This is a genomic window from Pectobacterium odoriferum (genome assembly GCF_009931295.1).
GTDB classification, from domain to species: Bacteria; Pseudomonadota; Gammaproteobacteria; order Enterobacterales; family Enterobacteriaceae; genus Pectobacterium; species Pectobacterium odoriferum.
Window position 1 is genome coordinate 2,018,134 of record NZ_CP034938.1, and the last position, 23,107, is coordinate 2,041,240.

25 protein-coding genes are annotated in these 23,107 nt (G+C 52.9%); 23 read left to right on the plus strand and 2 right to left on the minus strand.

Annotation, left to right across the window (positions count from 1 at the left end):
• Positions 1–87: 87 nt before the first annotated feature.
• The 14 genes from yceD to ptsG all read left to right on the plus strand — a co-directional run bounded on the left by yceD (position 88) and on the right by ptsG (position 12,423).
• Positions 88–609 (plus strand): 23S rRNA accumulation protein YceD, encoded by a 522-nt coding sequence (yceD, locus tag EO763_RS08985; RefSeq protein WP_039489021.1) that lies wholly within the window; start codon positions 88–90, stop codon positions 607–609.
• 16 nt (positions 610–625) lie between these two features.
• The gene (gene rpmF / locus EO763_RS08990; RefSeq protein WP_005970518.1) at positions 626–796 is read left to right on the plus strand and encodes a 50S ribosomal protein L32; all 171 of its coding nucleotides are present in this window, start codon (positions 626–628) and stop codon (positions 794–796) included.
• A gap of 29 nt (positions 797–825) precedes the next feature.
• Positions 826–1,872: a phosphate acyltransferase PlsX gene (plsX, locus tag EO763_RS08995; RefSeq protein WP_161528731.1), complete on the plus strand. Its 1,047-nt coding sequence runs from the start codon at positions 826–828 to the stop codon at positions 1,870–1,872.
• A 6-nt stretch (positions 1,873–1,878) separates the two neighbouring features.
• Positions 1,879–2,832, plus strand: a complete 954-nt coding sequence (locus EO763_RS09000) for a beta-ketoacyl-ACP synthase III (protein WP_161528732.1) — start codon at positions 1,879–1,881, stop codon at positions 2,830–2,832.
• Between the two features lie 17 nt (positions 2,833–2,849).
• The gene (fabD, locus tag EO763_RS09005) at positions 2,850–3,779 is read left to right on the plus strand and encodes an ACP S-malonyltransferase (RefSeq protein WP_039471543.1); all 930 of its coding nucleotides are present in this window, start codon (positions 2,850–2,852) and stop codon (positions 3,777–3,779) included.
• A 14-nt stretch (positions 3,780–3,793) separates the two neighbouring features.
• Complete coding sequence (gene fabG, locus EO763_RS09010) at positions 3,794–4,528, plus strand: 3-oxoacyl-ACP reductase FabG (RefSeq protein ID WP_010297224.1); 735 nt, start codon at positions 3,794–3,796, stop codon at positions 4,526–4,528.
• Between the two features lie 154 nt (positions 4,529–4,682).
• Positions 4,683–4,919, plus strand: a complete 237-nt coding sequence (acpP, locus tag EO763_RS09015) for an acyl carrier protein (protein ID WP_005970506.1) — start codon at positions 4,683–4,685, stop codon at positions 4,917–4,919.
• Positions 4,920–4,998: 79 nt separating this feature from the next.
• Positions 4,999–6,240 carry a beta-ketoacyl-ACP synthase II gene (gene fabF / locus EO763_RS09020; RefSeq protein ID WP_161528733.1) on the plus strand — a complete coding sequence of 414 codons (1,242 nt, stop codon included), beginning with the start codon at positions 4,999–5,001 and terminating at the stop codon, positions 6,238–6,240.
• A 128-nt stretch (positions 6,241–6,368) separates the two neighbouring features.
• Positions 6,369–7,166, plus strand: a complete 798-nt coding sequence (gene pabC / locus EO763_RS09025; protein ID WP_161528734.1) for an aminodeoxychorismate lyase — start codon at positions 6,369–6,371, stop codon at positions 7,164–7,166.
• Positions 7,167–7,180: 14 nt separating this feature from the next.
• On the plus strand, positions 7,181–8,200 hold the full coding sequence (gene mltG / locus EO763_RS09030) for an endolytic transglycosylase MltG (protein ID WP_161528735.1): 1,020 nt from the start codon (positions 7,181–7,183) through the stop codon (positions 8,198–8,200).
• Complete coding sequence (gene tmk / locus EO763_RS09035; RefSeq protein ID WP_161528736.1) at positions 8,190–8,849, plus strand: dTMP kinase; 660 nt, start codon at positions 8,190–8,192, stop codon at positions 8,847–8,849. The genes mltG and tmk overlap by 11 nt, the downstream gene beginning before the upstream one ends.
• Positions 8,849–9,859 carry a DNA polymerase III subunit delta' gene (gene holB / locus EO763_RS09040; RefSeq protein ID WP_161528737.1) on the plus strand — a complete coding sequence of 337 codons (1,011 nt, stop codon included), beginning with the start codon at positions 8,849–8,851 and terminating at the stop codon, positions 9,857–9,859. The genes tmk and holB overlap by 1 nt, the downstream gene beginning before the upstream one ends.
• A 19-nt stretch (positions 9,860–9,878) precedes the next feature.
• Positions 9,879–10,676, plus strand: coding sequence for a metal-dependent hydrolase (locus EO763_RS09045; RefSeq protein WP_161528738.1), 798 nt, complete (start codon positions 9,879–9,881; stop codon positions 10,674–10,676).
• A 313-nt stretch (positions 10,677–10,989) separates the two neighbouring features.
• Positions 10,990–12,423, plus strand: a complete 1,434-nt coding sequence (gene ptsG, locus EO763_RS09050; protein WP_161528739.1) for a PTS glucose transporter subunit IIBC — start codon at positions 10,990–10,992, stop codon at positions 12,421–12,423.
• A 59-nt stretch (positions 12,424–12,482) separates the two neighbouring features.
• Here the strand turns inward: ptsG and EO763_RS09055 are convergent, their stop codons facing one another.
• Positions 12,483–13,280 (minus strand): helix-turn-helix transcriptional regulator, encoded by a 798-nt coding sequence (locus EO763_RS09055; RefSeq protein WP_161528740.1) that lies wholly within the window; start codon positions 13,278–13,280, stop codon positions 12,483–12,485.
• A 124-nt stretch (positions 13,281–13,404) separates the two neighbouring features.
• Here EO763_RS09055 and EO763_RS09060 point away from each other — a divergent pair, with 124 nt between their 5' ends.
• The 9 genes from EO763_RS09060 to EO763_RS09100 all read left to right on the plus strand — a co-directional run bounded on the left by EO763_RS09060 (position 13,405) and on the right by EO763_RS09100 (position 21,809).
• Positions 13,405–14,859: an MFS transporter gene (locus EO763_RS09060; protein WP_161528741.1), complete on the plus strand. Its 1,455-nt coding sequence runs from the start codon at positions 13,405–13,407 to the stop codon at positions 14,857–14,859.
• 202 nt (positions 14,860–15,061) lie between these two features.
• Entirely contained in the window at positions 15,062–15,412 is a 351-nt protein-coding gene (gene hinT / locus EO763_RS09065) for a purine nucleoside phosphoramidase (RefSeq protein ID WP_010276226.1), read from the plus strand.
• A gap of 84 nt (positions 15,413–15,496) precedes the next feature.
• The gene (locus EO763_RS09070; RefSeq protein WP_039480334.1) at positions 15,497–15,877 is read left to right on the plus strand and encodes a YcfL family putative periplasmic lipoprotein; all 381 of its coding nucleotides are present in this window, start codon (positions 15,497–15,499) and stop codon (positions 15,875–15,877) included.
• Between the two features lie 21 nt (positions 15,878–15,898).
• Positions 15,899–16,480, plus strand: a complete 582-nt coding sequence (lpoB, locus tag EO763_RS09075; RefSeq protein ID WP_010297262.1) for a penicillin-binding protein activator LpoB — start codon at positions 15,899–15,901, stop codon at positions 16,478–16,480.
• On the plus strand, positions 16,461–17,345 hold the full coding sequence (thiK, locus tag EO763_RS09080) for a thiamine kinase (RefSeq protein ID WP_161528742.1): 885 nt from the start codon (positions 16,461–16,463) through the stop codon (positions 17,343–17,345). The genes lpoB and thiK overlap by 20 nt, the downstream gene beginning before the upstream one ends.
• A 72-nt stretch (positions 17,346–17,417) precedes the next feature.
• Complete coding sequence (gene nagZ, locus EO763_RS09085; protein ID WP_161528743.1) at positions 17,418–18,437, plus strand: beta-N-acetylhexosaminidase; 1,020 nt, start codon at positions 17,418–17,420, stop codon at positions 18,435–18,437.
• A gap of 162 nt (positions 18,438–18,599) precedes the next feature.
• Positions 18,600–19,142: an alpha/beta hydrolase YcfP gene (ycfP, locus tag EO763_RS09090; protein WP_010297273.1), complete on the plus strand. Its 543-nt coding sequence runs from the start codon at positions 18,600–18,602 to the stop codon at positions 19,140–19,142.
• Positions 19,143–19,508: 366 nt separating this feature from the next.
• A complete protein-coding gene (locus EO763_RS09095) occupies positions 19,509–20,813 on the plus strand; it encodes an NAD(P)/FAD-dependent oxidoreductase (protein ID WP_161528744.1) in 1,305 nt (434 codons plus the stop codon).
• A gap of 456 nt (positions 20,814–21,269) precedes the next feature.
• The gene (locus EO763_RS09100) at positions 21,270–21,809 is read left to right on the plus strand and encodes a glycine zipper 2TM domain-containing protein (RefSeq protein ID WP_010297275.1); all 540 of its coding nucleotides are present in this window, start codon (positions 21,270–21,272) and stop codon (positions 21,807–21,809) included.
• Positions 21,810–21,889: 80 nt separating this feature from the next.
• On the opposite strand, the gene EO763_RS09105 is transcribed toward EO763_RS09100, so the two are convergent.
• The gene (locus tag EO763_RS09105) at positions 21,890–23,086 is read right to left on the minus strand and encodes an MFS transporter (RefSeq protein WP_161528745.1); all 1,197 of its coding nucleotides are present in this window, start codon (positions 23,084–23,086) and stop codon (positions 21,890–21,892) included.
• Between the last annotated feature and the right edge of the window lie 21 nt (positions 23,087–23,107).

Consider the following 23,107-nt stretch of genomic DNA (forward strand, 5'->3'; position numbering starts at 1 on the left):
GCTCTGGAAGCGAATATTGGTGAAAGGTGGTGCATCACTGCCTTTTTCTTTGACTCTATGTCGTTACGACGTTAATATGCGCGCCCTATGCAAAAGGTAAAATTACCCTTAACCCTTGATGCGGTCCGCACTGCTCAGAAGCGTTTAGATTACGTTGGTGTCTATTCAGCTGAACAAGTAGAGCGTGTTGCCGAATCAGTGGTGAGTGTGGATAGTGATGTTCAGGCCTCTTTATCTTTCAATATTGATAATCAGCGTCTAGCGGTAATTGACGGTAACGTTGACGTTACGGTCACACTGATGTGTCAGCGTTGCGGAAAGCCGTTTGAACATCAAGTCCATGCGACATTCTGTTTTAGCCCGGTCGTCAATGATGAGCAGGCCGAAGCGTTACCGGAAGCGTATGAGCCGATCGGCGTTGATGAATTTGGCGAAGTCGATCTGCTGGCAATGATTGAAGATGAAATTATTCTGATGTTGCCTATCGCCCCGGTGCATGATTCTGAACACTGTGAAGTGTCCGAAGCGGATATGGTATTTGGTCAACTGCCTGCAGAGGCGGAAAAACCAAATCCGTTTGCCGTATTAGCCAGTTTAAAGCGTAAGTAATTAAGGAGTAAGGTCCATGGCCGTACAACAAAACAAACCTAGCCGTTCCAAACGTGGTATGCGTCGTTCACATGATGCGCTGACTACCGCTTCTGTATCCGTAGATAAAGTTTCTGGCGAAACTCACCTGCGTCACCACATCACTGCGGATGGTTACTACCGCGGTCGCAAGGTCATTGCTAAGTAATTCTTGCGAATTATTTGCAAGGCAATACCTTGACACGCCTAACACTGGCGTTAGATGCGATGGGCGGGGATTTTGGTCCCTGCGTAACAGTGCCTGCTGCATTGCAGGCACTGGCTTCTAATCCAGCTCTCAATTTGTTATTAGTCGGCGATCCTGCTGCGATTACTCCATTACTTGCCAAAGTCGATTCTGATTTACTTTCCCGCTTAGAAGTTGTTCCGGCGGAGTCGGTTATTGCTAGTGATGCGAGGCCGTCGCAGGCTATTCGTGCGAGCCGTGGTACCTCAATGCGCATAGCGCTTGAGTTGATTAAAGACGGTAGAGCACAGGCCTGTGTAAGTGCTGGCAACACGGGTGCGCTTATGGGGCTGGCCAAGCTCCTGATTAAGCCACTGGAAGGCATTGAGCGACCCGCATTGGTGTCAGTATTACCTCACCAGCAACATGGAAAAACAGTCGTGTTGGATCTGGGGGCGAATGTTGACTGTGACAGCACGATGCTGGTGCAGTTTGCCGTGATGGGCTCAGTGATGGCAGAAGAAGTGCTGGGGCTGACAAATCCTCGGGTCGCGTTGTTGAATATCGGTGAAGAAGAAAGCAAAGGGCTGAGCACTATCCGTGAAGCAGCGGCACAGCTAAAAGAGTCACCATCAATAAATTATATCGGTTATCTGGAAGGCAACGATCTGCTGACTGGAAAAACGGATGTGATGGTCTGTGACGGCTTTGTGGGTAATGTCACACTGAAAACGGTGGAAGGCGTGGTAAGGATGTTCCTGTCACTGCTGAAATCTCCAGCTTCAGGCCCAGGACAAAAACAAAAGCGATCCTGGTGGTTGAAATGGCTAGGGCGTTTGCTACAAAAACGCTTATCAAAGCGTTTCGGTCATTTGAATCCCGATCAATATAATGGCGCATGCCTGCTAGGATTACGGGGAACTGTAATCAAAAGCCATGGTGCAGCAAACCAGAGAGCGTTTGCTGTTGCTATTGAACAGGCAATGCAGACGGTACGGCGGCAGCTTCCCGAGCGGATTGCCACTCGTCTAGAAGCGGTATTACCCAAGAGTGACTAAGCGTACATGTATACAAAAATAATCGGAACGGGCAGCTACCTGCCTGAAGAAATCAGGACGAACGCTGATTTAGAAAAGATGGTGGAAACGACGGACGAATGGATCGTCACACGTACTGGAATCCGTGAGCGCCGTATTGCCGCGCCGGATGAAAACGTAGCGACCATGGGATATCGGGCCGCGCAGAAAGCACTGGAAATGGCGAATGTCGATCCTTCTGACGTCGGTCTTCTGATTGTTGCTACAACATCATCAAGCCATGCTTTCCCTAGCTCGGCCTGCCAGGTTCAGCAACTGTTAGGGATCAAAGATACGATTGCCTTCGATCTGGCCGCTGCGTGTGCAGGTTTTACCTACGCGCTGAGCGTTGCCGATCAATATGTTAAAAGTGGTGCGGTGAAATACGCGCTGGTGATCGGCTCTGATACGTTGTCTCGTACATTGGATCCTGAAGATCGCGGCACGCTGATTCTGTTCGGTGATGGTGCGGGTGCCGTGCTGTTAACGCCGTCAGAGCAACCGGGTATTCTTTCTACCCATCTGCATGCCGATGGTCGTTATGGCGAACTGCTGACGTTGCCACATCAGGATCGTAACCACGCGGATACGCCTGCTTACCTGACGATGGCGGGTAATGAAGTCTTTAAAGTGGCAGTGACTGAACTGGCACATATCGTTGAAGAAACGCTGCAAGCGGCTCAACTGGATAAAAGTGAATTAGACTGGCTGGTGCCTCATCAGGCTAACCTGCGCATCATCAGCGCCACGGCGAAAAAGCTGGGTATGGGGATGGATAAGGTGGTTGTGACGCTAGATCGTCATGGTAATACCTCCGCAGCCTCTGTGCCTTCAGCGCTTGATGAAGCGGTACGCGATGGGCGTATTAAGCCAGGGCAACTGGTGCTGCTTGAAGCCTTCGGTGGCGGCTTTACCTGGGGTTCCGCGCTGGTTCGTTTTTAATTAAACAGGATTGTGATATGACGCAATTTGCAATGGTGTTTCCCGGTCAGGGATCGCAGACGGTAGGGATGTTGGCTGAACTTGCAGCAGAATACCCTATCGTCACCGAAACGTTTGCTCAGGCTTCTGAAGCGTTAGGTTATGACTTGTGGCAGCTTACCCAGCAAGGGCCGGCTGAAGAGTTGAATAAAACCTGGCAGACTCAGCCTGCGCTACTGACCGCTTCTGTTGCTATCTGGCGTGTCTGGCAGCAGCAGGGAGGAAAAACGCCTGCTCTGATGTCTGGTCATAGCCTCGGTGAATATTCTGCACTGGTCTGTGCTGGCGTTCTGGATTTCCAACAGGCCGTCCGTCTGGTTGAACTGCGTGGCAAACTGATGCAGGAAGCCGTGCCAGAAGGCACGGGTGCGATGTATGCCATTATCGGGCTTGATAACGAGGCCATTGCCAAGGCGTGTGAAGAATCCGCGCAGGGGCAAGTGGTCTCTCCGGTAAACTTCAATTCACCGGGTCAGGTGGTGATTGCGGGCAATAAAGATGCCGTTGAGCGTGCGGGTGCTGCGTGTAAAGCTGCGGGTGCGAAGCGTGCGCTGCCGCTGCCTGTCAGTGTACCGTCACACTGTGCATTGATGGAACCAGCAGCGAAAAAACTTGCTGTTGCGCTTGAGTCCGTGACGTTTAATTCTCCGGTCATCCCCGTTGTCAATAATGTTGACGCACGCATCGAAACCACACCGGAAGCTATTCGCGATGCACTGGTGCGCCAGCTTCATTGCCCGGTGCGCTGGACTGACTGTGTTGAATTTATGGCTTCTCAGGGCATTGAGTCGCTGTTAGAAGTCGGGCCGGGTAAAGTATTGACTGGCTTAACCAAACGAATCGTCGATACCCTGACAGCAGCTGCGGTGAACGATCCTGCTTCTCTCTCAGCGGCGATTGAGAAATAAGAACGGAGAATACAATGAGTTTTGAGGGGAAAATTGCACTGGTCACTGGTGCAAGCCGTGGTATTGGGCGTGCCATCGCCGAGACGTTGGTTGCCCGCGGGGCAAAAGTCATTGGTACCGCAACCAGCGAAAAAGGTGCTGAAGCCATTAGCGGCTGGCTGGGTGAGAACGGTAAAGGTTATATGCTGAATGTTGCCGATGCAGCATCAGTAGAAAGCGTATTAGCAGAAATTCGCGCAGAATTTGGGGAAGTTGATATTCTTATCAATAATGCGGGGATCACCCGTGATAACCTGCTGATGCGTATGAAAGATGATGAATGGCACGATATTCTGGATACCAATTTAACGTCGGTATTCCGCATGTCTAAAGCAGTGATGCGTGCCATGATGAAGAAACGTTTTGGCCGGATCATTACCATCGGTTCCGTTGTGGGAACGATGGGCAATGCAGGACAAGCTAACTACGCGGCCGCGAAGGCGGGACTGATTGGATTCAGTAAATCCCTCGCGCGTGAAGTGGCTTCTCGTGGTATTACGGTCAACGTCGTCGCGCCTGGTTTTATCGAAACAGATATGACTCAGGCATTGACAGAAGAACAGCGAGCAGGCATTTTGACGTCGGTTCCAGCTAACCGACTCGGTGATGCTAAAGAAATCGCCAGTGCTGTTGTATTTTTAGCCTCTGATGAAGCTGCTTACATTACTGGCGAAACATTGCATGTCAATGGCGGCATGTATATGATCTAAAAAGCTCGAAAACTATTTGCATTATTTGCGGTGATAACCGCAAAATAGCACAAAATCGTGGTTCGACCAGCCGAGATTTTGTTGCATCTTTTCAAACATTTTATACACTACGAAAACCATCGCGAAAGCGAGTTTTGATAGGAAATTTAAGAGTATGAGCACTATCGAAGAACGCGTTAAGAAAATCATCGTTGAACAGCTTGGTGTTAAGCAGGAAGAAGTCGTAAACAATGCTTCTTTCGTTGATGACCTCGGCGCTGATTCTCTTGACACTGTTGAGCTGGTAATGGCTCTGGAAGAAGAATTTGATACTGAGATTCCAGACGAAGAAGCTGAAAAAATCACGACTGTTCAAGCAGCCATTGATTTCATTCAGGCTAACCAGCAGTAAGCGAACATATCTAGGCGGTCATTCGACCGCCTAAGTTTTTTGTCCCGCAGTGTCTTTTTTCCCTCCCTGGAGGATAAGCGTGTCTAAGCGTCGAGTAGTTGTGACCGGACTGGGCATGTTATCTCCTGTCGGCAATACAGTTGAGTCTACCTGGAGTGCTCTTCTTGCCGGTCAGAGTGGTATCAGCCTGATCGACCATTTCGATACTAGTGCCTACGCAACGCGTTTTGCTGGCTTAGTAAAGAATTTTAATTCTGAGGAATTCATTTCGCGTAAAGAAGCTCGCAAAATGGATGCCTTTATTCAATACGGTGTTGCTGCTGGCGTTCAGGCCATGCAGGATTCCGGCTTGGAAGTAACGGAAGAGAACGCCCCGCGTATCGGTGCGGCGATTGGTTCTGGCATCGGCGGTCTGGGTCTTATTGAAGAGAACCACACTGCGCTGGTGAACGGTGGCCCGCGTAAAATCAGTCCGTTCTTCGTGCCGTCAACCATCGTCAATATGGTGGCTGGGCATCTTACTATCATGTACGGACTGCGTGGCCCGAGTATTTCTATCGCTACGGCCTGTACGTCTGGTGTGCATAACATTGGTCAAGCCGCTCGTATTATTGCTTACAACGATGCGGATGTGATGTTGGCCGGTGGTGCAGAAAAAGCCAGTACGCCATTGGGTGTCGGTGGATTCGGTGCCGCTCGTGCGTTGTCTACGCGTAATGACGATCCTCAGGCGGCAAGCCGTCCATGGGATAAAGACCGTGATGGCTTTGTACTGGGTGACGGTGCTGGCCTTATGGTACTGGAAGAGTATGAACACGCGAAAAAGCGCGGTGCGAAAATCTATGCAGAAATTGTTGGATTTGGCATGAGCAGCGATGCGTATCATATGACGTCTCCGCCGGAGAACGGCTCTGGTGCTGCGCTGGCGATGGAAAACGCGCTGCGTGATGCAGGTGTGTCAACCAGCCAGATCGGTTATATCAATGCGCATGGCACCTCTACGCCAGCGGGGGATAAAGCCGAAACGCAGGCAGTGAAATCCGTTTTTGGTGCGGACGCCAGCAGTGTGCTGGTGAGTTCGACAAAATCCATGACGGGTCACTTGCTCGGTGCGGCAGGCGCGGTAGAGTCAATTTTCAGTATTCTTGCTCTACGCGATCAGGCTGTTCCGCCAACGCTTAATCTGGACAATCCAGATGAAGGCTGCGATCTGGACTTCGTGCCGCATGAGGCGCGTCAGGTCAGCAACCTGGAATACGTACTCTGCAACTCTTTCGGCTTCGGTGGAACCAACGGTTCTCTGATCTTCCGTAAAGTTTGATTGCGATTGCGTCTTAAAAAAACCCGGTTTCCGGGTTTTTTTTTGCCTGCATAAAATCAGACACACCTGCTTGTCTGCAACGCCGCTTTGCTGGCAAGCTGACGACGATGAATGATGCGGAGCTTATTATGCTGTGGATTAATGGTCAGTTACAGGAACAGCTTTCGGTACTCGATCGGGGTACACAGTATGGCGACGGCTGTTTTACGACAGCCAGAGTATGCGATGGCGAAATTGTCTGGCTTGATCGACACGTCGCGCGTCTGCAACAGGCCGCTACGCGTTTATTGTTTCCGCTGCTTGATTGGGAAAGTCTGATCGCTGAAATGAAACAGGCAGCACTGGGGCGAGTGGACGGCGTAGTGAAAGTGATGCTCACGCGGGGTGCCGGTGGGCGTGGCTACAGTGCCCAAGGCTGCGCGCAGCCAACCCGCGTCGTCATGCAGGTAAGCTATCCTGCGCACTATGCCAGCTGGCGTGAGCAGGGCATTAGCCTGAATCTCAGCCCTGTGGCGCTAGCTAAAAATCCGCTGTTGGCGGGAATAAAACATCTGAATCGGCTCGAACAGGTGTTGATTCGCGCGCATCTTGACCAGACCTCAGCCGATGAGACCCTCGTGCTTGACACCTCTGGTGCGCTAGTGGAATGCTGTGCCGCGAATTTATTCTGGCGTAAAGGGCACCGGGTCTATACGCCGGATTTATCCCAGTCAGGCGTGGATGGCATTGCCCGGCAGCATATCATCGCCTTGCTGGCTGGTTCTGACTTCGATCTACAGATCGTCAGCGAACCCGTTGCTGCATTGGCCGATGCGGATGAAGTGCTGATTTGTAACGCATTAATGCCGATAGTCCCCGTGAATCAGGCACATGCCTGGCGTTACCACTCCCGAGATCTTTATCAATTCCTGAGTTCTGACTGCTAGTAGATGGTTGATTTATGAAGAAAAAGAAAGTTGGTTTGCTGATTATCGCTGCTGTTGTACTCATGTTGCTGGTAGCCTGGCAGAAAATGCAGCGTTTTGCTGATTCTCCATTGGCTATCGAAAAGGAAGCTATCTTTACGCTTCCTGCCGGTACGGGAAGGGAAGGGCTGGAAACGCTGCTTCTCGATCAGAAAATCATTACTGATGACACATTTTTTCCGTGGCTGCTGCGTTTTGAACCTGAGTTGGCAAAATTCAAAGCGGGTACGTATCGATTTACTTCGGGCATGACCGTGCGCGAGATGCTGGCGTTGTTGTCCAGCGGAAAAGAAGCGCAATTCTCCATCCGTTTTGTCGAAGGCTCACGCTTGAAAGAGTGGTTAACCACGCTGCAACAAGCGCCTTACATCAAGCATTCACTGGCCGATAAAACCGAACAGGACGTTGCCACCCAGTTGGAAATCAAAGATAAGACGAACCCAGAAGGCTGGTTTTATCCTGATACCTATTCATACACGGCCGGTACGAGCGATATCGCCCTGTTGCAGCGTGCGCATCAGCGCATGAAAAAAACGGTGGATGAGGTATGGAAAGGGCGAGAAGAAGGATTACCGTATAAGACACCGGATGAATTGCTGACGATGGCGTCAATCATTGAAAAAGAAACGGCGATCAATGAAGAACGTACTCAGGTTGCTTCCGTTTTTGTCAATCGCTTACGGCTTGGTATGCGTTTGCAGACTGACCCCACAGTGATTTATGGCATGGGCGACGACTATAAAGGCGTGATAACCCGTAAAGCATTAGACACGCCGACGCCTTACAATACGTATGTCATTTCCGGCCTGCCGCCGACGCCAATCGCGATGCCGGGGAAAGCCTCATTGGATGCGGCTGCGCACCCAGCCAAAACGTCATACCTGTATTTTGTGGCGGATGGAAAAGGCGGACACCGTTTTACCACTAACCTTGCAGACCATAATCGTGCTGTGAGGGTATACCGCTCAGCGTTAAAGGAACGGGATGAACAGTAAATTTATCGTCATTGAAGGATTGGAAGGTGCAGGGAAGACCACCGCACGTAATATCGTCGTGGAAACGCTGCGCTCACATGGTGTGAAAGATGTTGTGTTCACACGAGAGCCCGGTGGCACGCCGCTGGCGGAGAAGCTGCGAGAACTCATCAAGCAAGGTATGGCCGATGAGAAGGTCACGGACAAAGCGGAAGTCCTGATGTTATACGCGGCTAGGGTTCAACTGGTGGATAACGTCATCAAACCAGCGCTGGCGAATGGAAACTGGGTCATCGGCGATCGTCACGATCTCTCTTCACAGGCTTATCAGGGCGGTGGACGTGGGATCGACCAGCACCTGCTGCGCTCACTGCGCGATACTGTGCTCGGTGATTTTCGTCCTGACCTGACGCTCTATCTTGATTTGCCGCCAGCCATTGGCTTGCAGCGCGCGCGTCAGCGCGGCGAACTGGATAGAATCGAGCAGGAGTCGCTGGCTTTCTTTGACCGCACTCGCTCCCGCTATCAGGAACTGGCGGCGGAGGATGATAGTATCCTGACGATCGATGCCTCACAGTCTATTGATGCCGTTAGTGCGGATATTCAGGCGACGTTACAGCAATGGTTGCAACAACAAGGGTTGCAGCCTGTTGCGCAGGGGCAGGGCTGATGGATTGGTATCCGTGGCTGAATGCATCCTATCGGCAGCTTATCGGCCAATACCAAGTGGGCAGGGGGCATCATGCGCTGTTGCTGCATGCGCTGCCGGGAATGGGCGATGAATCGCTGATTTATGCGCTGAGTCGCTGGCTGATCTGCCAGCGGCCTGATGGAATGAAAAGCTGCGGCCAGTGTCACTCTTGTAACCTGATGACCGCAGGAACGCATCCGGACTGGCATGTGCTGAGCCCGGAGAAAGGCAAGCAAAGTCTGGGCGTCGATCCGGTGCGTGACGTCGTGGAAAAAGTGTATCAGCACTCCCGACAAGGCGGAGCAAAAGTGATTTGGCTGGCTGCCGCAGAGCAACTGACAGAAGCCGCTGCGAACGCACTGCTGAAAACGCTGGAAGAACCACCGCAGAATACCTTCTTTTTATTTGGCTGCCGTGAACCAGCCCGGCTATTGGCTACGTTGCGCAGCCGTTGTTTGTATCACTATCTGGATGTCCCGAGTGAGACGCAGAGCGTGCTGTGGCTGAATGCTCGCCATCGCCATGACAGCAAGGCATTGCGCACGGCATTAAGATTACAATCGGGCGCGCCGCTAGCCGCTGAGGCATTATTGCAGCCAGAGCGTTGGAAGCAACGTAGCGTGCTGTGCCAGGCGTTTTCTGCTGCGCTGATTTCACGGGATCAGCTCTCGTTGCTGCCACAGCTAAATCATGACGATGCGGATGTTCGTATTCACTGGTTGGCCGCGCTACTACTTGATGCCATGAAATGGCAGCAGGGGGCAAGCGAGCATTGGGTGAATCAAGATCAGATCGAATTGGTCGAGCGTCTGGCGCGCGAGCCTTCCGCACATTTGCAGTATGAGTTGCAACAGTGGCTGGCTTGTCGGCAAAAATTGCTGACCGTCACGGGTGTAAACCGTGAGCTGCTGCTGACGGAACGCCTGCTTGATGGAGAGCGCACGCTTGCTTCATCAGTTAAGTGTGAGAGCCATCCTTTTTCTGTTTAATTACTATCGAGTAAATATCATGTTGTTAGTGGATTCCCACTGTCATCTTGACGGTTTGGATTATGAGTCATTGCATAAAGATGTCTCCGATGTGCTGGATAAAGCGAAACGTCGTGATGTCGGCTTCCTTCTGGCGGTGGCGACAACACTGCCCGGCTATCGTGCCATGGTGGAGTTAATCGGTGAGCGCGATAATGTGGCCTTTTCCTGCGGCGTTCATCCGCTCAATCAGGAAGCCCCTTATGATTATGCCGAGCTGCGTGAGCTAGCCAGCGCCAGCCGTGTGGTGGCGATGGGGGAGACGGGTCTGGACTATTTCTATCAGCAGGAGACGAAAGCCCAGCAGCAAGCGTCGTTTTGCGAACACATTCGTATTGGCAATGACCTGAACAAGCCGGTCATCGTGCATACGCGTGCTGCCCGTGAAGATACGTTGGCAATTCTGCGTGACGAGCAGGCAGAGAAATGTAGCGGTGTTCTGCACTGCTTTACGGAAGATTTGATCACGGCAAAAGCGCTGCTGGACATGGGGTTCTATATCTCGTTTTCTGGGATTGTCACGTTCCGTAATGCAGAAGAATTGCGTGACGTCGCGCGCTACGTGCCACTGGATCGGATGCTGATTGAGACGGATTCCCCTTGGCTCGCGCCGGTTCCGTTCCGGGGTCAGGAAAACCAGCCTGCGTACGTACGCGATGTAGCTGAATATCTCGCTGTACTGAAAGGCACATCGTTGGAAACCCTCGCTGCCGCTACGACAGAAAATTTCTCCCGCCTGTTTCACATCGATCCCGCTCGGTTGACCGCCGCGCAATAGTGGCTGAAAATAGCCGAGTTTTTTTTATCCGTGTAATTAATAGCGCTTCATAATCCCCTTGATTAGGTTTTTCCTCTTCAGGGGGACGTGTTTTTTAGCGATATATCACAGAAAAGTGCAATATCTGTTCGATCTCAGCCTGTTGGCTTGTGGAAACGTGATAGCAATCAAACATTGTGGACGCTATTTATTTTACTCTGCGTAAAAATTAAAGGGGGCTAAGACACCCCAACTCGCAAAGGCCATCCTCCCCGCCTTTGCTTATATGAAGTATCAGAAGTAAAAGCACTATTACTCAGGAGCACACTCAATTATGTTCAAGAATGCATTCGCAAACCTGCAAAAAGTAGGTAAGTCGCTAATGCTGCCCGTATCCGTACTCCCTATCGCAGGTATCCTGCTGGGTGTCGGTTCGGCCAATTTTAGCTGGTTGCCTGAAATTGTCTCCAGCGTCATGGCACAGGCCGGTGACTCGGTGTTTGCCAACATGCCGTTGATTTTTGCTATTGGTGTTGCCCTGGGCTTCACTAATAACGACGGTGTTTCCGCACTGGCGGCGGTGGTGGCTTATGGCATCATGGTTAAAACCATGGCTGCGATTGCGCCGCTGGTTCTTAATCTACCGGCTGCCGAGATCACGGCGAAGCATCTGGCAGATACCGGTGTTCTGGGCGGGATCATTGCCGGTGCGATTGCCGCGTATATGTTTAACCGTTTCTACCGCATTCAGCTGCCTGAGTATCTGGGCTTCTTTGCCGGTAAACGTTTTGTGCCGATTATTTCCGGCCTGACGGCAATCATTGTCGGTACGCTGTTGTCCTTCATCTGGCCACCGGTTGGTAGCGCGATCCAGGTATTCTCTCACTGGGCAGCGAATGAGAACCCGATGCTGGCATTCGGTATCTATGGGGTCGTTGAACGTTCTCTGGTACCGTTTGGTCTGCACCATATCTGGAACGTACCTTTCCAAATGCAGGTTGGTGAGTTCACCAATGCGGCGGGTCAGGTTTTCCACGGCGATATCCCTCGTTACATTGCAGGTGACCCGACTGCGGGCAAACTGTCCGGTGGTTTCCTGTTTAAAATGTACGGCTTGCCAGCTGCGGCTATTGCTATCTGGCATTCAGCTAAGCCAGAAAACCGCGCGAAAGTGGGCGGCATCATGATCTCTGCGGCACTGACCTCGTTCCTGACGGGGATCACCGAGCCAATTGAGTTCTCCTTCATGTTTGTTGCGCCGATCCTGTACGTGATCCATGCGATTCTGGCGGGTCTGGCGTTCCCAATCTGTATCCTGTTGGGCATGCGTGATGGTACAAGCTTCTCCCACGGTCTGATCGACTTCGTGGTACTGAGCGGCAACGGTAGCAACCTGTGGCTGTTCCCGATTGTGGGTCTGTGCTATGCGCTGATTTACTACACCATCTTCCGCGTTCTGATTGCCAAACTGAACCTGAAAACGCCGGGTCGTGAAGATAGCGCATCTGAGCAAACCTCACAGGACAGCACTGAAATGGCTGCCGCACTGGTTAGCGCGTTTGGTGGTAAAGAAAACATCACTAACCTGGATGCGTGCATCACCCGCCTGCGCGTTAGCGTAGGCGATGTGGCTAAAGTTGATCAGGCTGGCCTGAAAAAACTGGGCGCAGCAGGTGTGGTTGTGGCAGGTTCCGGTGTTCAGGCAATTTTCGGTACCAAATCCGACAATCTGAAAACCGATATGGACGACTACATCCGTACCCACTGATGTGTTGTTGGGGAGTGATAAAAAGGGGCGAAAGCCCCTTTTTTATGGTCAACGCGACCTCATTCCTTTCCCTGAGATTGCTGTGCGTAAACCACCAGACGCAGATGGCGATCTTCATCGATGATCAGCGACGTATGCTCGAAGGCTTCAGCCTTGCCGTCGATCATCAGTTGCCGCACGCCGCTGCACGGAGCCTGTACCTCATGCTGCCGCCACCACGTTTTGAAGTCTGGCGATACCTGTTCCAATTCGTCTACCAGTTCATGAATATCCGCTTCCTGCGTCGCACGTGCGAAATCGCGGCGAAAACTCGACAGCATCTGTGGAGCCTGTTGCTCCCAGTTGATGAATCGCTCATGCAGTAGCGGGTCGGTGAACAAGAGCCAAAGCAGATTACGTCTTTCTGGAGGATGCGAGTCAAAGCCGAAAAGCTGGTTTGCTGGTTCATTGAAGGCCAGCACGTCCCAGCGCAGGTTGAGGATATAGGCAGGATGCGGAGCCAGATCGTGCATCAGACGCCGTACTAGCGGTGGCACCACGCACCACGTCTTACCCGGTTCGGCCGGTGGTCGCTCATGCGCCAGCAGGAACAGGTGGCGACGTTCAGCGGCATCGAGCTTGAGCACCCGTGCCAGACTGTCCAGAAATGCTGCCGACACGCCGATATCACGCCCCTGTTCGAGCCAGGTGTACCACGTCAGACCCACGCCAGCCAACGCAGCCACTTCTTCACGTCGCAATCCCGGCGTGCGCCGTCTTCCTCCGCTGGGCAAGCCCACGTCGGCGGGGGACACCCGTTCACGTCGCGCGCGCAAAAAGGTGGCCAGATCATGGCGAGTTCTTTCCAATGTTCGCATCGTTTTACCGCATTGCTTTTAGTAATAGCATAAATGGTTAAATTGTAATTGTTTAAAAAGGATTTGAGAATGGCGGCGTCATCATTTTCGATACGCAACTTCTCGATATGCAAGGATACATAAGATGAACTCAAATTATCGCGCGTCGGCACTGCCTACGCCGGCTGTCAATAGTCCGCCGTGGCTCGGCCTCTCTGTGCTGTTGATGGCCGGTTTTGTCACGATCTTCGATCTGTTCGTGGTCAATGTCGCTATTCCCAGCATGCAGGCCGATCTGGGCGCTAGCTTCGCGCAGATCGGCTTTATCGTGGCGGGTTACGAACTGGCCTTCGGCGTATTGCTGATTACGGGCGGTCGACTGGGGGATGTATTTGGCCGACGTCGCCTGTTTGTGATGGGTATGGCTGGATTTACGCTTGCCTCTGCGCTGTGTGGCTTAGCACCCAACGCGGGGTTTCTGATTGGTGCGCGTATCTTGCAGGGGCTTGCGGCCGCTTTACTGTTTCCACAGGTTTATGCCTCTATCCGCGTCAATTTCGACGGTGACGATAGCCGCCGTGCCTTCGGTTTGCTGGGCATGACGCTGGGATTAGCTGCCATCGCGGGTCAGGTACTGGGGGGATGGCTGGTGCATGCCAATCTGTTCGGGCTGGGCTGGCGCAGTATTTTTCTTATCAATGTTCCCATTGGTCTGTTGGCTATCGCGGCTGCACGATTTATTCCTGAGACCCGCACGCCGCAGCGTCCTTCGCTAGATTGGGCGGGTGTGGCGTTAGTCAGCGTTGGGCTGACGCTGCTATTGGTGCCGCTGATCGAAGGCCCGGGGCAAGGTTGGCCCGCATGGAGCCTGTGGATGTTGGCCACTGCAACGCTCTTGTTGACGGTTTTTCATCGCCAGCAGGAACGGCGACAGCTGGCGGGGCATCTTCCGCTGGTAGATATGTGTTTGCTCGCACAGCGCCGCTTCCTACTGGGCGTGTTGCTAGTGTTGTTGGTGTATTCCACATCCAGCTCATTTTTCCTGTGTTTTGCTCTACTGGTGCAAACAGGGCTGGGGCTTGATCCTTTCCTCGCGGGCAGTATTTTCGCGCCGTGCAGCGTGGGCTTCGTTCTGGCATCTCTAGCTGCACCACGTCTGGTTGCCCGTTGGGGCACGCCTGCCATCGTCGCGGGAGCGTTGGTTTACGCTGTCTCGATCGGCCTGTTGATTATGCAGGTGCAGGTAGCGGGGGCGGATCTGGTGGCCGTTCGGCTGATCCCTGTGTTGGTGGTCGTCGGTGCGGGTCAAGGCTTTATCATGACGCCGCTGTTGAATCTGGTTCTGGGCTTTGTCGATGAGGTTCAGGCCGGTATGGCATCGGGTGTGATCTCGACGGTTCAGCAGGTTGGGGCGGCGCTGGGTGTGGCCGTGGTGGGTGTCCTGTTTGGTACTGTGCTGGCGACAGGCGATGGTGCGGTGGCACACGCGAGCCAATACGTTGCGGCCTTTGTGGCGGGAATGCTCTACAACCTGATCGCGGCTCTGCTGGTCTGCATCCTGTTGCTGATGCTGGTAAGAACGCAGCAGTCATTCCGTTGATAGGACGGTGCGAAATCCTTACCGCAGCGGCGATAGCGCCACTGTTTTCGGGAGAAGGCAGGCGTATTTCTGGTTTTTACTGGGAGTCGTATTTTGACCACCCGCACCAGAAATAGACGAAGAAGGTTGAAAGAAATGGAATATGTCACTCATACTGCCTACATGACGTCGTTCAACGCCAGCTTTAACAAGGAAATCAATCATGGCTGAAGAAACCATCTTTAGTAAAATTATCCGCCGGGAAATTCCTGCCGATATCGTGTATCAGGATGAACTGGTCACTGCCTTTCGTGACATCGCGCCTCGCACGCCAACCCATATCCTGATTATCCCGAATGTCTTGATCCCTACCGTTAACGACACGGCTCCCGAGCATGAAGCGGCGCTGGGACGTATGGTGACGGTCGCGGGTAAAATTGCGCAGCAGGAAGGGATTGCAGAGGACGGCTATCGCCTGATCATTAACTGCAACCGACACGGCGGGCAGGAGGTTTATCACATCCACATGCATCTGCTGGGTGGCCGCGCATTAGGGCCTTTGCTGGCGAATTAGAGTCTATAGCACTAGATCTTACAGAACCAGGTTCGATAGTCATGGGGAGACTGTCGTGCGAGAAAACCATCATGCGAGAACATCATGCGTAACCCGATGCTTTTTCTGTCCGCGTGTTTGATGGCCGGGCTGCTGGCGGGCTGTAGCGCGCCAAAGGTGCTGACCATCAATGAGCGGCAAACGCTGGTATTGGATGCACCTGTGCTGTCGGCCGGGATTACCGCGGGGAACCCGTCGCTGGATTCAGAAAATGGCCGACTGCGTGCGTCTTCCGTCGTCAGTAACGACGCTTCACAGGCGGTGACCGTGCATTACCGTTTCTATTGGTATGACGAAAACGGGCTGGATGTACTGCCTTTTGAAGAGGTGCAGTCCATTGAAATCCCGCCACAGACGGAAATGACGGTTTTTTCAACGCGCAGCAGTCCTAATGCGCGTCAGGTCCGTCTTCATCTGTTTTTGTAATGCTGTGCAGAGAGAGAAAATATGAAAAAGTATCTAGGGGTGATACTGGCGGCATTGGTCCTGACAGGCTGCCCCAGCCGTCCGCCGGAACCGACCGAACCGCCTGCGACGATTGAGCCCGTTGAGCCTCAAGTACCGACCACGCCAACGCCGCCTCCGGGGGAATCCGTACCACAACCGCCAAAAATCCAGACGTTGAACTGGGAAGCCAGCATTAATCCGCTGGTGGCGCAAATGCTTAAAGCCGATGGCGTCACGCCGGGCAGCATCCTGCTGGTGGATAGTGTGAAAAACAACACCAACGGCTCACTGCCGATCGCGAAAGCGACGGGCGCATTGTACAGCGCGTTATCTTCCGGTAAGGCGTTTACGCTGGTGCCGCGTGAGCAACTGGCCGCTGCAAAACAAACGCTGGGCCTGTCGGTTGACGACAGTTTAGGATCGCGCAGCAAGGCGATTGGTCTGGCGCGCTATGTCAGCGCGCAGTATGTGCTGTACAGCGACGTTAGTGGTGATGTGAAATCGCCACAGCTCGACATGCAACTGATGCTGGTGCAGACCGGTGAAATTGTGTGGTCAGGCAATGGCGCCGTTCAGCATTAAGCAGGCAGGCCTCCACCAGCTGCTGACTGCGACGATCCAGAAATATTTCCCGGCCGTGGAGATGGCGGATATTCGCTTTGAGCTGGTTGGTGGGCTGAGTAGTAAAAGCTGGCGTATCCGTGGCCAGGGCATCGAATGGCTTGCGCGTCGGCAATCGCCAACCGAGCGGAAAATGGGCGTCGATCGCCAGCGCGAGTTTGCTCTGCTGCGACAGATGTCGGCGATAGGTCTCGCGCCACGGCCACTGCTGTGGCGTGATGGCTGGCTCATTGTCGAGTGGGTTCCGGGGCGTATTGCCACCTCTGATGAGTTCCTGATGATGCTGGCTAATGGTGAAGTGGCGCGAATATTGTCTCAGCTTCATCGCCAACCGCGTAGCGGTCATCCTCTCGATCTTAAAACGCTATTCGCGCAGCACTGGCAGTTGATGGATCCGCGCCGCCGTTCGCCCGCGTTATTGCGCGCCTACCATTATTTTCAGCATGCGGCGCTACCCACGCCTTTGGCGTTGGCACCTCTCCATCTCGATGTGCATGCTGAAAACCTGCTGATTACGCCACAAGGAACGATGCTGATTGACTGGGAATATGCCTCAGATGGCGATATTGCCTTTGAACTGGCGTTTATTATGCGAGCCAGCCAGATGGAAAGCCTGGCGCAAACGCATTTTCTACAGAGCTACCAGCGACATCAGCGAGGGTTTTCCGTGAGCCGCCTCCAGCAACAGATGATGCGGTGGTTCCCTTGGGTCGATTATCTGGTATTGATGTGGTTTGAATTACGCTGGCAGCAAACGAAGAACCCTGAGTTTTTAGCGAACATTCCCGCGCTATATCATCGGTTACAGCTGGGCTACAGGCTATAGCCAGGCTGACGATGTGGCTTTTGTGGTAAAGATCATTTCATTAAGCAGTACACTCTAAAGAATGAGGTTTTTGTGGGTCCGGTAATGTTAGACGTCGCCAGCTATGAGCTGGATGCAGAAGATCGTGAAGTGCTGGAACATCCGCTGGTTGGTGGCGTGATTCTATTTACCCGTAATTTTCATGACGCGGCGCAGTTGCGCGAACTGGTGCGTCAAATCCGCGCGGCGTCGCGCGAGCGCCTTGTAGTATCCGTGGATCAAGAAGGTGGGCGCGTTCAGCGTTTTCGTGACGGATTTACTCGTTTGCCTGCCGCGCAGGCCTTCGCGGCATTAAATAGCGAATCAGAAGCCCTGTGTTTGGCGGAAGAAGGCGGTTGGCTGATGGCGGCAGAAATGATCGCGATGGATATCGATATTAGCTTTGCGCCGGTGCTGGATATCGGCCACCAGAGCGCGGCGATTGGTGAGCGTTCATTTCATGCCAATCCAGAGACAGCGTTGGCGGTGGCGCAGAGCTTTATCCGCGGTATGCACAGCGCAGGCATGAAGGTCACGGGTAAGCACTTCCCCGGCCACGGTGCGGTCAGCGCCGACTCACATAAAGAAACGCCGCGCGATCCACGTCCGCTTGCGGAGATTCGTGCGCACGACATGCTGATTTTTAAAGAACTGATCCAGCGCCAGCAGTTGGATGCGATCATGCCTGCTCATGTGATTTACACAGAGGCCGATCCGCGTCCTGCCAGTGGTTCGTCCTATTGGCTCAAAACGGTGCTGCGTGAAGAGCTGGGTTTTGATGGCATCATTTTCTCTGACGATCTCTCGATGGAAGGTGCCGCTGTGATGGGTAGCTATCCCGAGCGGGCGCAGGCGGCATTGCAGGCTGGATGTGACATGATCCTGGTCTGTAACCATCGTGAAGGGGCGGTCAGCGTGCTGGATAACCTGTCCCCGGTCAAAGCGGAGCAACTGACGCGCTTATATCATCAGGGTTCGTTTTCTCGTCGGGAACTGCTGGATTCGCCACGCTGGAAGCAGGCTAATCAGGCGCTCACATTACTCAGCGAGCGCTGGCAGGCGCATATACACTAAATAATTCGAGTTGCGTGAAGGCGGCAACTGCGCGAATCCCTAGGAGCTTACTTAGGTAAGTGACTGGGGTGAGTAAGGGAAGCCAACGCACAAGCAGCTTGAAGTATGACGGGTATAAAAATGGCGAGAAATAGGCAATTCAGTCTGCGGTGAGGATGAAAGATGATTATCTATTTACACGGTTTTGACTCGACCAGCCCCGGCAACCATGAAAAGGTCCTGCAGCTTCAGTTTATTGATGAAGATGTTCGGCTGATTAGCTACAGCACGTTGCATCCGCGTCATGATATGCAACATCTGCTCAAGCAGGTGGATAAGACGATTCAGCAGTCTGATGACGATCGTCCGCTGATCTGTGGCGTGGGGTTGGGGGGATTCTGGGCCGAACGCGTCGGTTTCCTGTGTGATATACGACAAGTCATCGTTAATCCTAACCTTTTCCCGCAGGAAAACATGAGTGGAAAAATCGATCGTCCGGAAGAGTATCTGGATATCGCCACGAAGTGCGTGGCGAACTTTCGTGAAAAGAACCGCGATCGCTGTATGGTGATGCTCTCTCGTCAGGATGAAATGCTCGACAGCCAGCGTAGCGCGCAGACGTTGGGAACGTATTACGAGATCGTCTGGGACGATATTCAGACGCATAAATTCAAAAGCATCTCCCCCCATTTGCAGAGAATAAAAGCCTTCAAAACGCTCGGTTAACCCTGCGTTAGCGATGACTTGTTAACGGCTGCTGTCGTTCCTTCTGGTATCCTTTTTTGAGGGAGATCAGGAGGAATGACGCAATTTATTTACTTTCCTTAATTCATCCAGCGGCGCAGACGCGCACGATTCAGCATTTTCTCTTCGCGCAGATTTCCGCTAATTCACTGAAATAAAGATGGAATTTTCTCGCTAAAAACCTGCTCGACAAAATAAATTGATATATATCAATTTTGGTATGACCAAATAACCTAGCGTGCTATTCTTGCAGCAGATATCAGGCTTAACTTACGCGAACCCTATGTTATATAAGGATATTATTTTTTACTCTTTATTAACGATTGGTTCACATTTTAGGGGGTCATTTTGACATCACCAACCAAAAAAATTGTCATTGTCGGCGGGGGAGCTGGCGGACTTGAACTCGCAACGAGTTTGGGCCACAAGTTAGGACGCAAGAAAAAAGCGGAGATCACGCTGGTGGATCGCAACCACAGCCACCTGTGGAAACCGCTGCTGCATGAAGTGGCAACTGGTTCACTGGACGACGATATGGATGCGCTGAGCTATCTGGCGCACGCCCGCAATCACTATTTCCAGTTCCAACTTGGCATGTTGACGGATATCGATCGTGAACAGCAGCAGATTCAACTGGCTGAAGTGTGTGACGAGCAAGGCGATGTGCTGGTCGCGGCACGCCGTATTCCGTATGACATTTTGGTGGTGGCATTAGGCAGCGCCTCAAATGACTTCGGCACGCCGGGCGTGAAAGATCACTGTATTTTCCTGGATAACCCGAAACAAGCCCGTCGTTTCCATAATGAAATGCTGAATTTGTTCCTGAAATTCACGGCAAATCAGGAAGAAAAAGAGCGAGTGAACATCGCGATTGTTGGCGGTGGTGCGACAGGGGTCGAGTTGTCTGCGGAATTGCATAACGCGGTGAAACAGCTGCACAGCTACGGCTTTGACGGGCTGGATAACCAAACGCTGAATGTGACGCTGGTGGAAGCGGGCGAACGTATTCTGCCTGCGCTGCCGCCGCGTATTTCAGCGGCTGCACATCAGGAATTGAACAATATTGGCGTTCGCGTGTTGACGAAAACCATGGTGACCAGCGCAGAACGTGGCGGTCTGAATACCAAAGACGGTGAATTTATTGAAGCCGACCTGATGGTTTGGGCGGCGGGCATCAAAGCACCGGATGCGATGAAAGAGATTGCCGGTCTGGAAACGAACCGGATTAACCAGCTGGTAGTTGAACCGACGTTGCAGACGACGCGCGATCCCAACATTTTCGCCATTGGCGACTGTGCCTCCTGCCCGCAGGAAGACGGCGGGTTTGTGCCACCGCGCGCACAGGCGGCTCACCAGATGGCATCACGCTGCCACAGCAATATCATCGCGTTGCTGAACGGGCAAACGCTGAAACCTTATGTCTATAAAGATCACGGTTCGCTGGTTTCGCTGTCTAAATTCAGTACGGTTGGCAGCCTGATGGGGAACCTGATGCGGGGCTCCGTCATGGTCGAAGGGCGGATTGCACGTTTCGTGTATATCTCTCTCTATCGTATGCATCAGGTTGCTCTGCATGGCTATGTTAAAACTGGCCTAATGATGTTGGTCGGTGGGATCAACCGGGTGATTCGCCCGCGTCTGAAACTGCATTAATTCATCGCAGTTGACAGCTTTCTGATACGGGCGTGAACGCAATGTCATGCCCGTATTCTTTTCTGTCAGCGGTCATCTTTTTACTTACTCAGTAACCCTCTCTTTTCCGTCAATCTACTTCCCCTTGTTTCTGAGCCGTCGCGCGATGGGCTACTTCTCTGATATGGCAGTATAAAATATCGTCCTATTACCAATTCCAGTTAAGATAATTCCCAAATGACGGTTTTATGTTACGAATCTGACAGTTTTGGTTAATTAGTCTTATTGCGAGAGTGTGAAACATTGTGCAGACTTTCCACTGTTTACAGATGGCGTAGCACGCACGCCGAAAATTCTGAATGCTGATATTCAGAAGGAACCATCGGATTCATCGCGTTAAACGCGAGCTGACGTAAAACAATGTTTCGTCAGGATTGCAGGTGGGGAATGCGTGAGAATAGATTCGGGAGGTATCCTGTGAACAAATCAATGTTAGCGGGTGTAGGTATTGGTGTGGCTGCTGCATTGGGTGTGGCGGCGGTGGCGAGTATGGATGTCTTTTCCTCTAAACCTCAGTTTGCACAGGTGCTAACAGCAACACCGATTAAAGAAACGGTCAAAACGCCTCGTCAGGAATGCCGTAATGTGAGCGTGACGCATCGTCGCCCGGTGCAGGATGAAAACCAGATTGCTGGCTCGGTACTGGGTGCCGTAGCGGGTGGTGTTCTGGGGCACCAGATTGGTGGCGGACGTGGTAAAGATATTGCAACGGTAGCGGGCGCGTTGGCCGGTGGTTATGCAGGTAACCGCGTACAAAGCGGCATGCAGGAAAATGATACGTACACGACGCAGCAACAGCGCTGTCAGACCGTGTACGATAAATCACAAAAAGTTCTGGGTTATGATGTCACCTATAAAATCGGCGACCAGCAGGGTAAAATCCGCATGGATCGCGATCCTGGTACACAAATTCCAGTAGACCGAAACGGGCAATTAATCCTGAACCAACAGAGTTAACTGACCCCAACGTCTACGGTTTTGCGCTGACACCATTTCTAAAAGCCGCGAGACACCTGAAGAAGGTGCTCGCGGTTTTTTTATTGTACGCTCTTCCTGCTCTCAGCCAGTTTCATGCTCAACGATAACAATACGGCGACAGCTGCAAATCCAGCGGCCAGCCAAAGCGTCGTAATCAGGCCAGAGCTATCGACTGTCTGACCGCCTGCCCATGACCCAAGCGCGATGCCAACGTTGAAAACGCCAACATACAGCGCGGAGGCCATCTCCACGGCGCGCGGCGCGGCCTTCATCATCCAGGTCATCAAACCGACAGACACGCCGCCGTAGGCTAATCCCCAGACGAGCAGCACTATACCGCCGCCGAAATGTGAGCCACCGACGGTCAGGAACAGGATCGGGGTCAACAACAGCCCCAACGCGATTGCCATCAAGGTTAACGCCGTGCGCCGCGCTGCGATGATGCCCACCAGAAAATTGCCGATGATACCTGCCAGACCATAGGCGAACAGCAATGCGCCGATCCACCGCGCATCGAACCCTGACACCGATAGCAGCAGTGGTCGCACAAAGGTAAAGGCCATGAAGTGTCCGGCTACCAGCAACAGCGTCAGGATTAGCCCGACTTGCAGTTTACGGTTGATCAACTGCTCGCCGAACTGGCGTAGGGTGACGGAATGGGTGACGGGCAAGGCAGGAATAACCGCGAGGTGAAGCACTAGCACCAGCCCGCTAAAGACGGCCATGCAGCCGAAGGCCCAGCGCCACCCGGCGAGATCGCCGATCAGTGCGCCGAACGGCACACCCAGCACCGATGCCGCCGCGACACCACCAAAGATGATAGATGTCGCCAGGCCGATGGCGTGCTCGGGAACGAGTCGGGCCGCCAGACCACCGGCAATCGCCCAAATGCCGCCCATGCAGAAGCCGACCAGCACGCGTGCCGCCAGCATCCAACCGATGTTCGGTGCCAGTGCCGAGGCAATGTTGGCGATAACCAGCAGCGTCAGCAGCCCGCATAGGATCCTGCGTCTATCCATACCGCCGGATGCGATGACCACGAGTGGGGCGAATAACGCGGCTAACAGTGCAGGCAGCGAAATCATCAGACCAGCGGTTCCGGTAGAAGTCTGTAGCGTATCGGCAATCGGGGTTAGCAAGCCGACCGGAAGCATTTCCGTCGTGACGACAGAGAAGGTCGCAAGACCAACGGCGGCGACGGCCAGCCAGAGATGCTGTGAAGCTGCACCTATAGGGATAGAGGAAGACGTATTCATGGTTCAGTCCTTAATAGCGGT

What these genes read in the sequence shown, in the direction of transcription:
- acpP (WP_005970506.1), top strand. Translation starts at nt 4,683, where the DNA reads ATGAGCACTATCGAAGAACGCGTTAAGAAAATCATCGTTGAACAGCTT.
- lpoB (WP_010297262.1), top strand. Translation starts at nt 15,899, where the DNA reads ATGAAAAAGTATCTAGGGGTGATACTGGCGGCATTGGTCCTGACAGGC.
- EO763_RS09060 (WP_161528741.1), top strand. Translation starts at nt 13,405, where the DNA reads ATGAACTCAAATTATCGCGCGTCGGCACTGCCTACGCCGGCTGTCAAT.
- EO763_RS09045 (WP_161528738.1), top strand. Translation starts at nt 9,879, where the DNA reads ATGTTGTTAGTGGATTCCCACTGTCATCTTGACGGTTTGGATTATGAG.
- ycfP (WP_010297273.1), top strand. Translation starts at nt 18,600, where the DNA reads ATGATTATCTATTTACACGGTTTTGACTCGACCAGCCCCGGCAACCAT.
- tmk (WP_161528736.1), top strand. Translation starts at nt 8,190, where the DNA reads ATGAACAGTAAATTTATCGTCATTGAAGGATTGGAAGGTGCAGGGAAG.
- EO763_RS09070 (WP_039480334.1), top strand. Translation starts at nt 15,497, where the DNA reads ATGCGTAACCCGATGCTTTTTCTGTCCGCGTGTTTGATGGCCGGGCTG.
- pabC (WP_161528734.1), top strand. Translation starts at nt 6,369, where the DNA reads ATGCTGTGGATTAATGGTCAGTTACAGGAACAGCTTTCGGTACTCGAT.
- yceD (WP_039489021.1), top strand. Translation starts at nt 88, where the DNA reads ATGCAAAAGGTAAAATTACCCTTAACCCTTGATGCGGTCCGCACTGCT.
- fabD (WP_039471543.1), top strand. Translation starts at nt 2,850, where the DNA reads ATGACGCAATTTGCAATGGTGTTTCCCGGTCAGGGATCGCAGACGGTA.
- fabG (WP_010297224.1), top strand. Translation starts at nt 3,794, where the DNA reads ATGAGTTTTGAGGGGAAAATTGCACTGGTCACTGGTGCAAGCCGTGGT.
- mltG (WP_161528735.1), top strand. Translation starts at nt 7,181, where the DNA reads ATGAAGAAAAAGAAAGTTGGTTTGCTGATTATCGCTGCTGTTGTACTC.
- thiK (WP_161528742.1), top strand. Translation starts at nt 16,461, where the DNA reads ATGGCGCCGTTCAGCATTAAGCAGGCAGGCCTCCACCAGCTGCTGACT.
- ptsG (WP_161528739.1), top strand. Translation starts at nt 10,990, where the DNA reads ATGTTCAAGAATGCATTCGCAAACCTGCAAAAAGTAGGTAAGTCGCTA.
- rpmF (WP_005970518.1), top strand. Translation starts at nt 626, where the DNA reads ATGGCCGTACAACAAAACAAACCTAGCCGTTCCAAACGTGGTATGCGT.
- hinT (WP_010276226.1), top strand. Translation starts at nt 15,062, where the DNA reads ATGGCTGAAGAAACCATCTTTAGTAAAATTATCCGCCGGGAAATTCCT.
- EO763_RS09000 (WP_161528732.1), top strand. Translation starts at nt 1,879, where the DNA reads ATGTATACAAAAATAATCGGAACGGGCAGCTACCTGCCTGAAGAAATC.
- holB (WP_161528737.1), top strand. Translation starts at nt 8,849, where the DNA reads ATGGATTGGTATCCGTGGCTGAATGCATCCTATCGGCAGCTTATCGGC.
- EO763_RS09105 (WP_161528745.1), bottom strand. Translation starts at nt 23,086, where the DNA reads ATGAATACGTCTTCCTCTATCCCTATAGGTGCAGCTTCACAGCATCTC.
- EO763_RS09055 (WP_161528740.1), bottom strand. Translation starts at nt 13,280, where the DNA reads ATGCGAACATTGGAAAGAACTCGCCATGATCTGGCCACCTTTTTGCGC.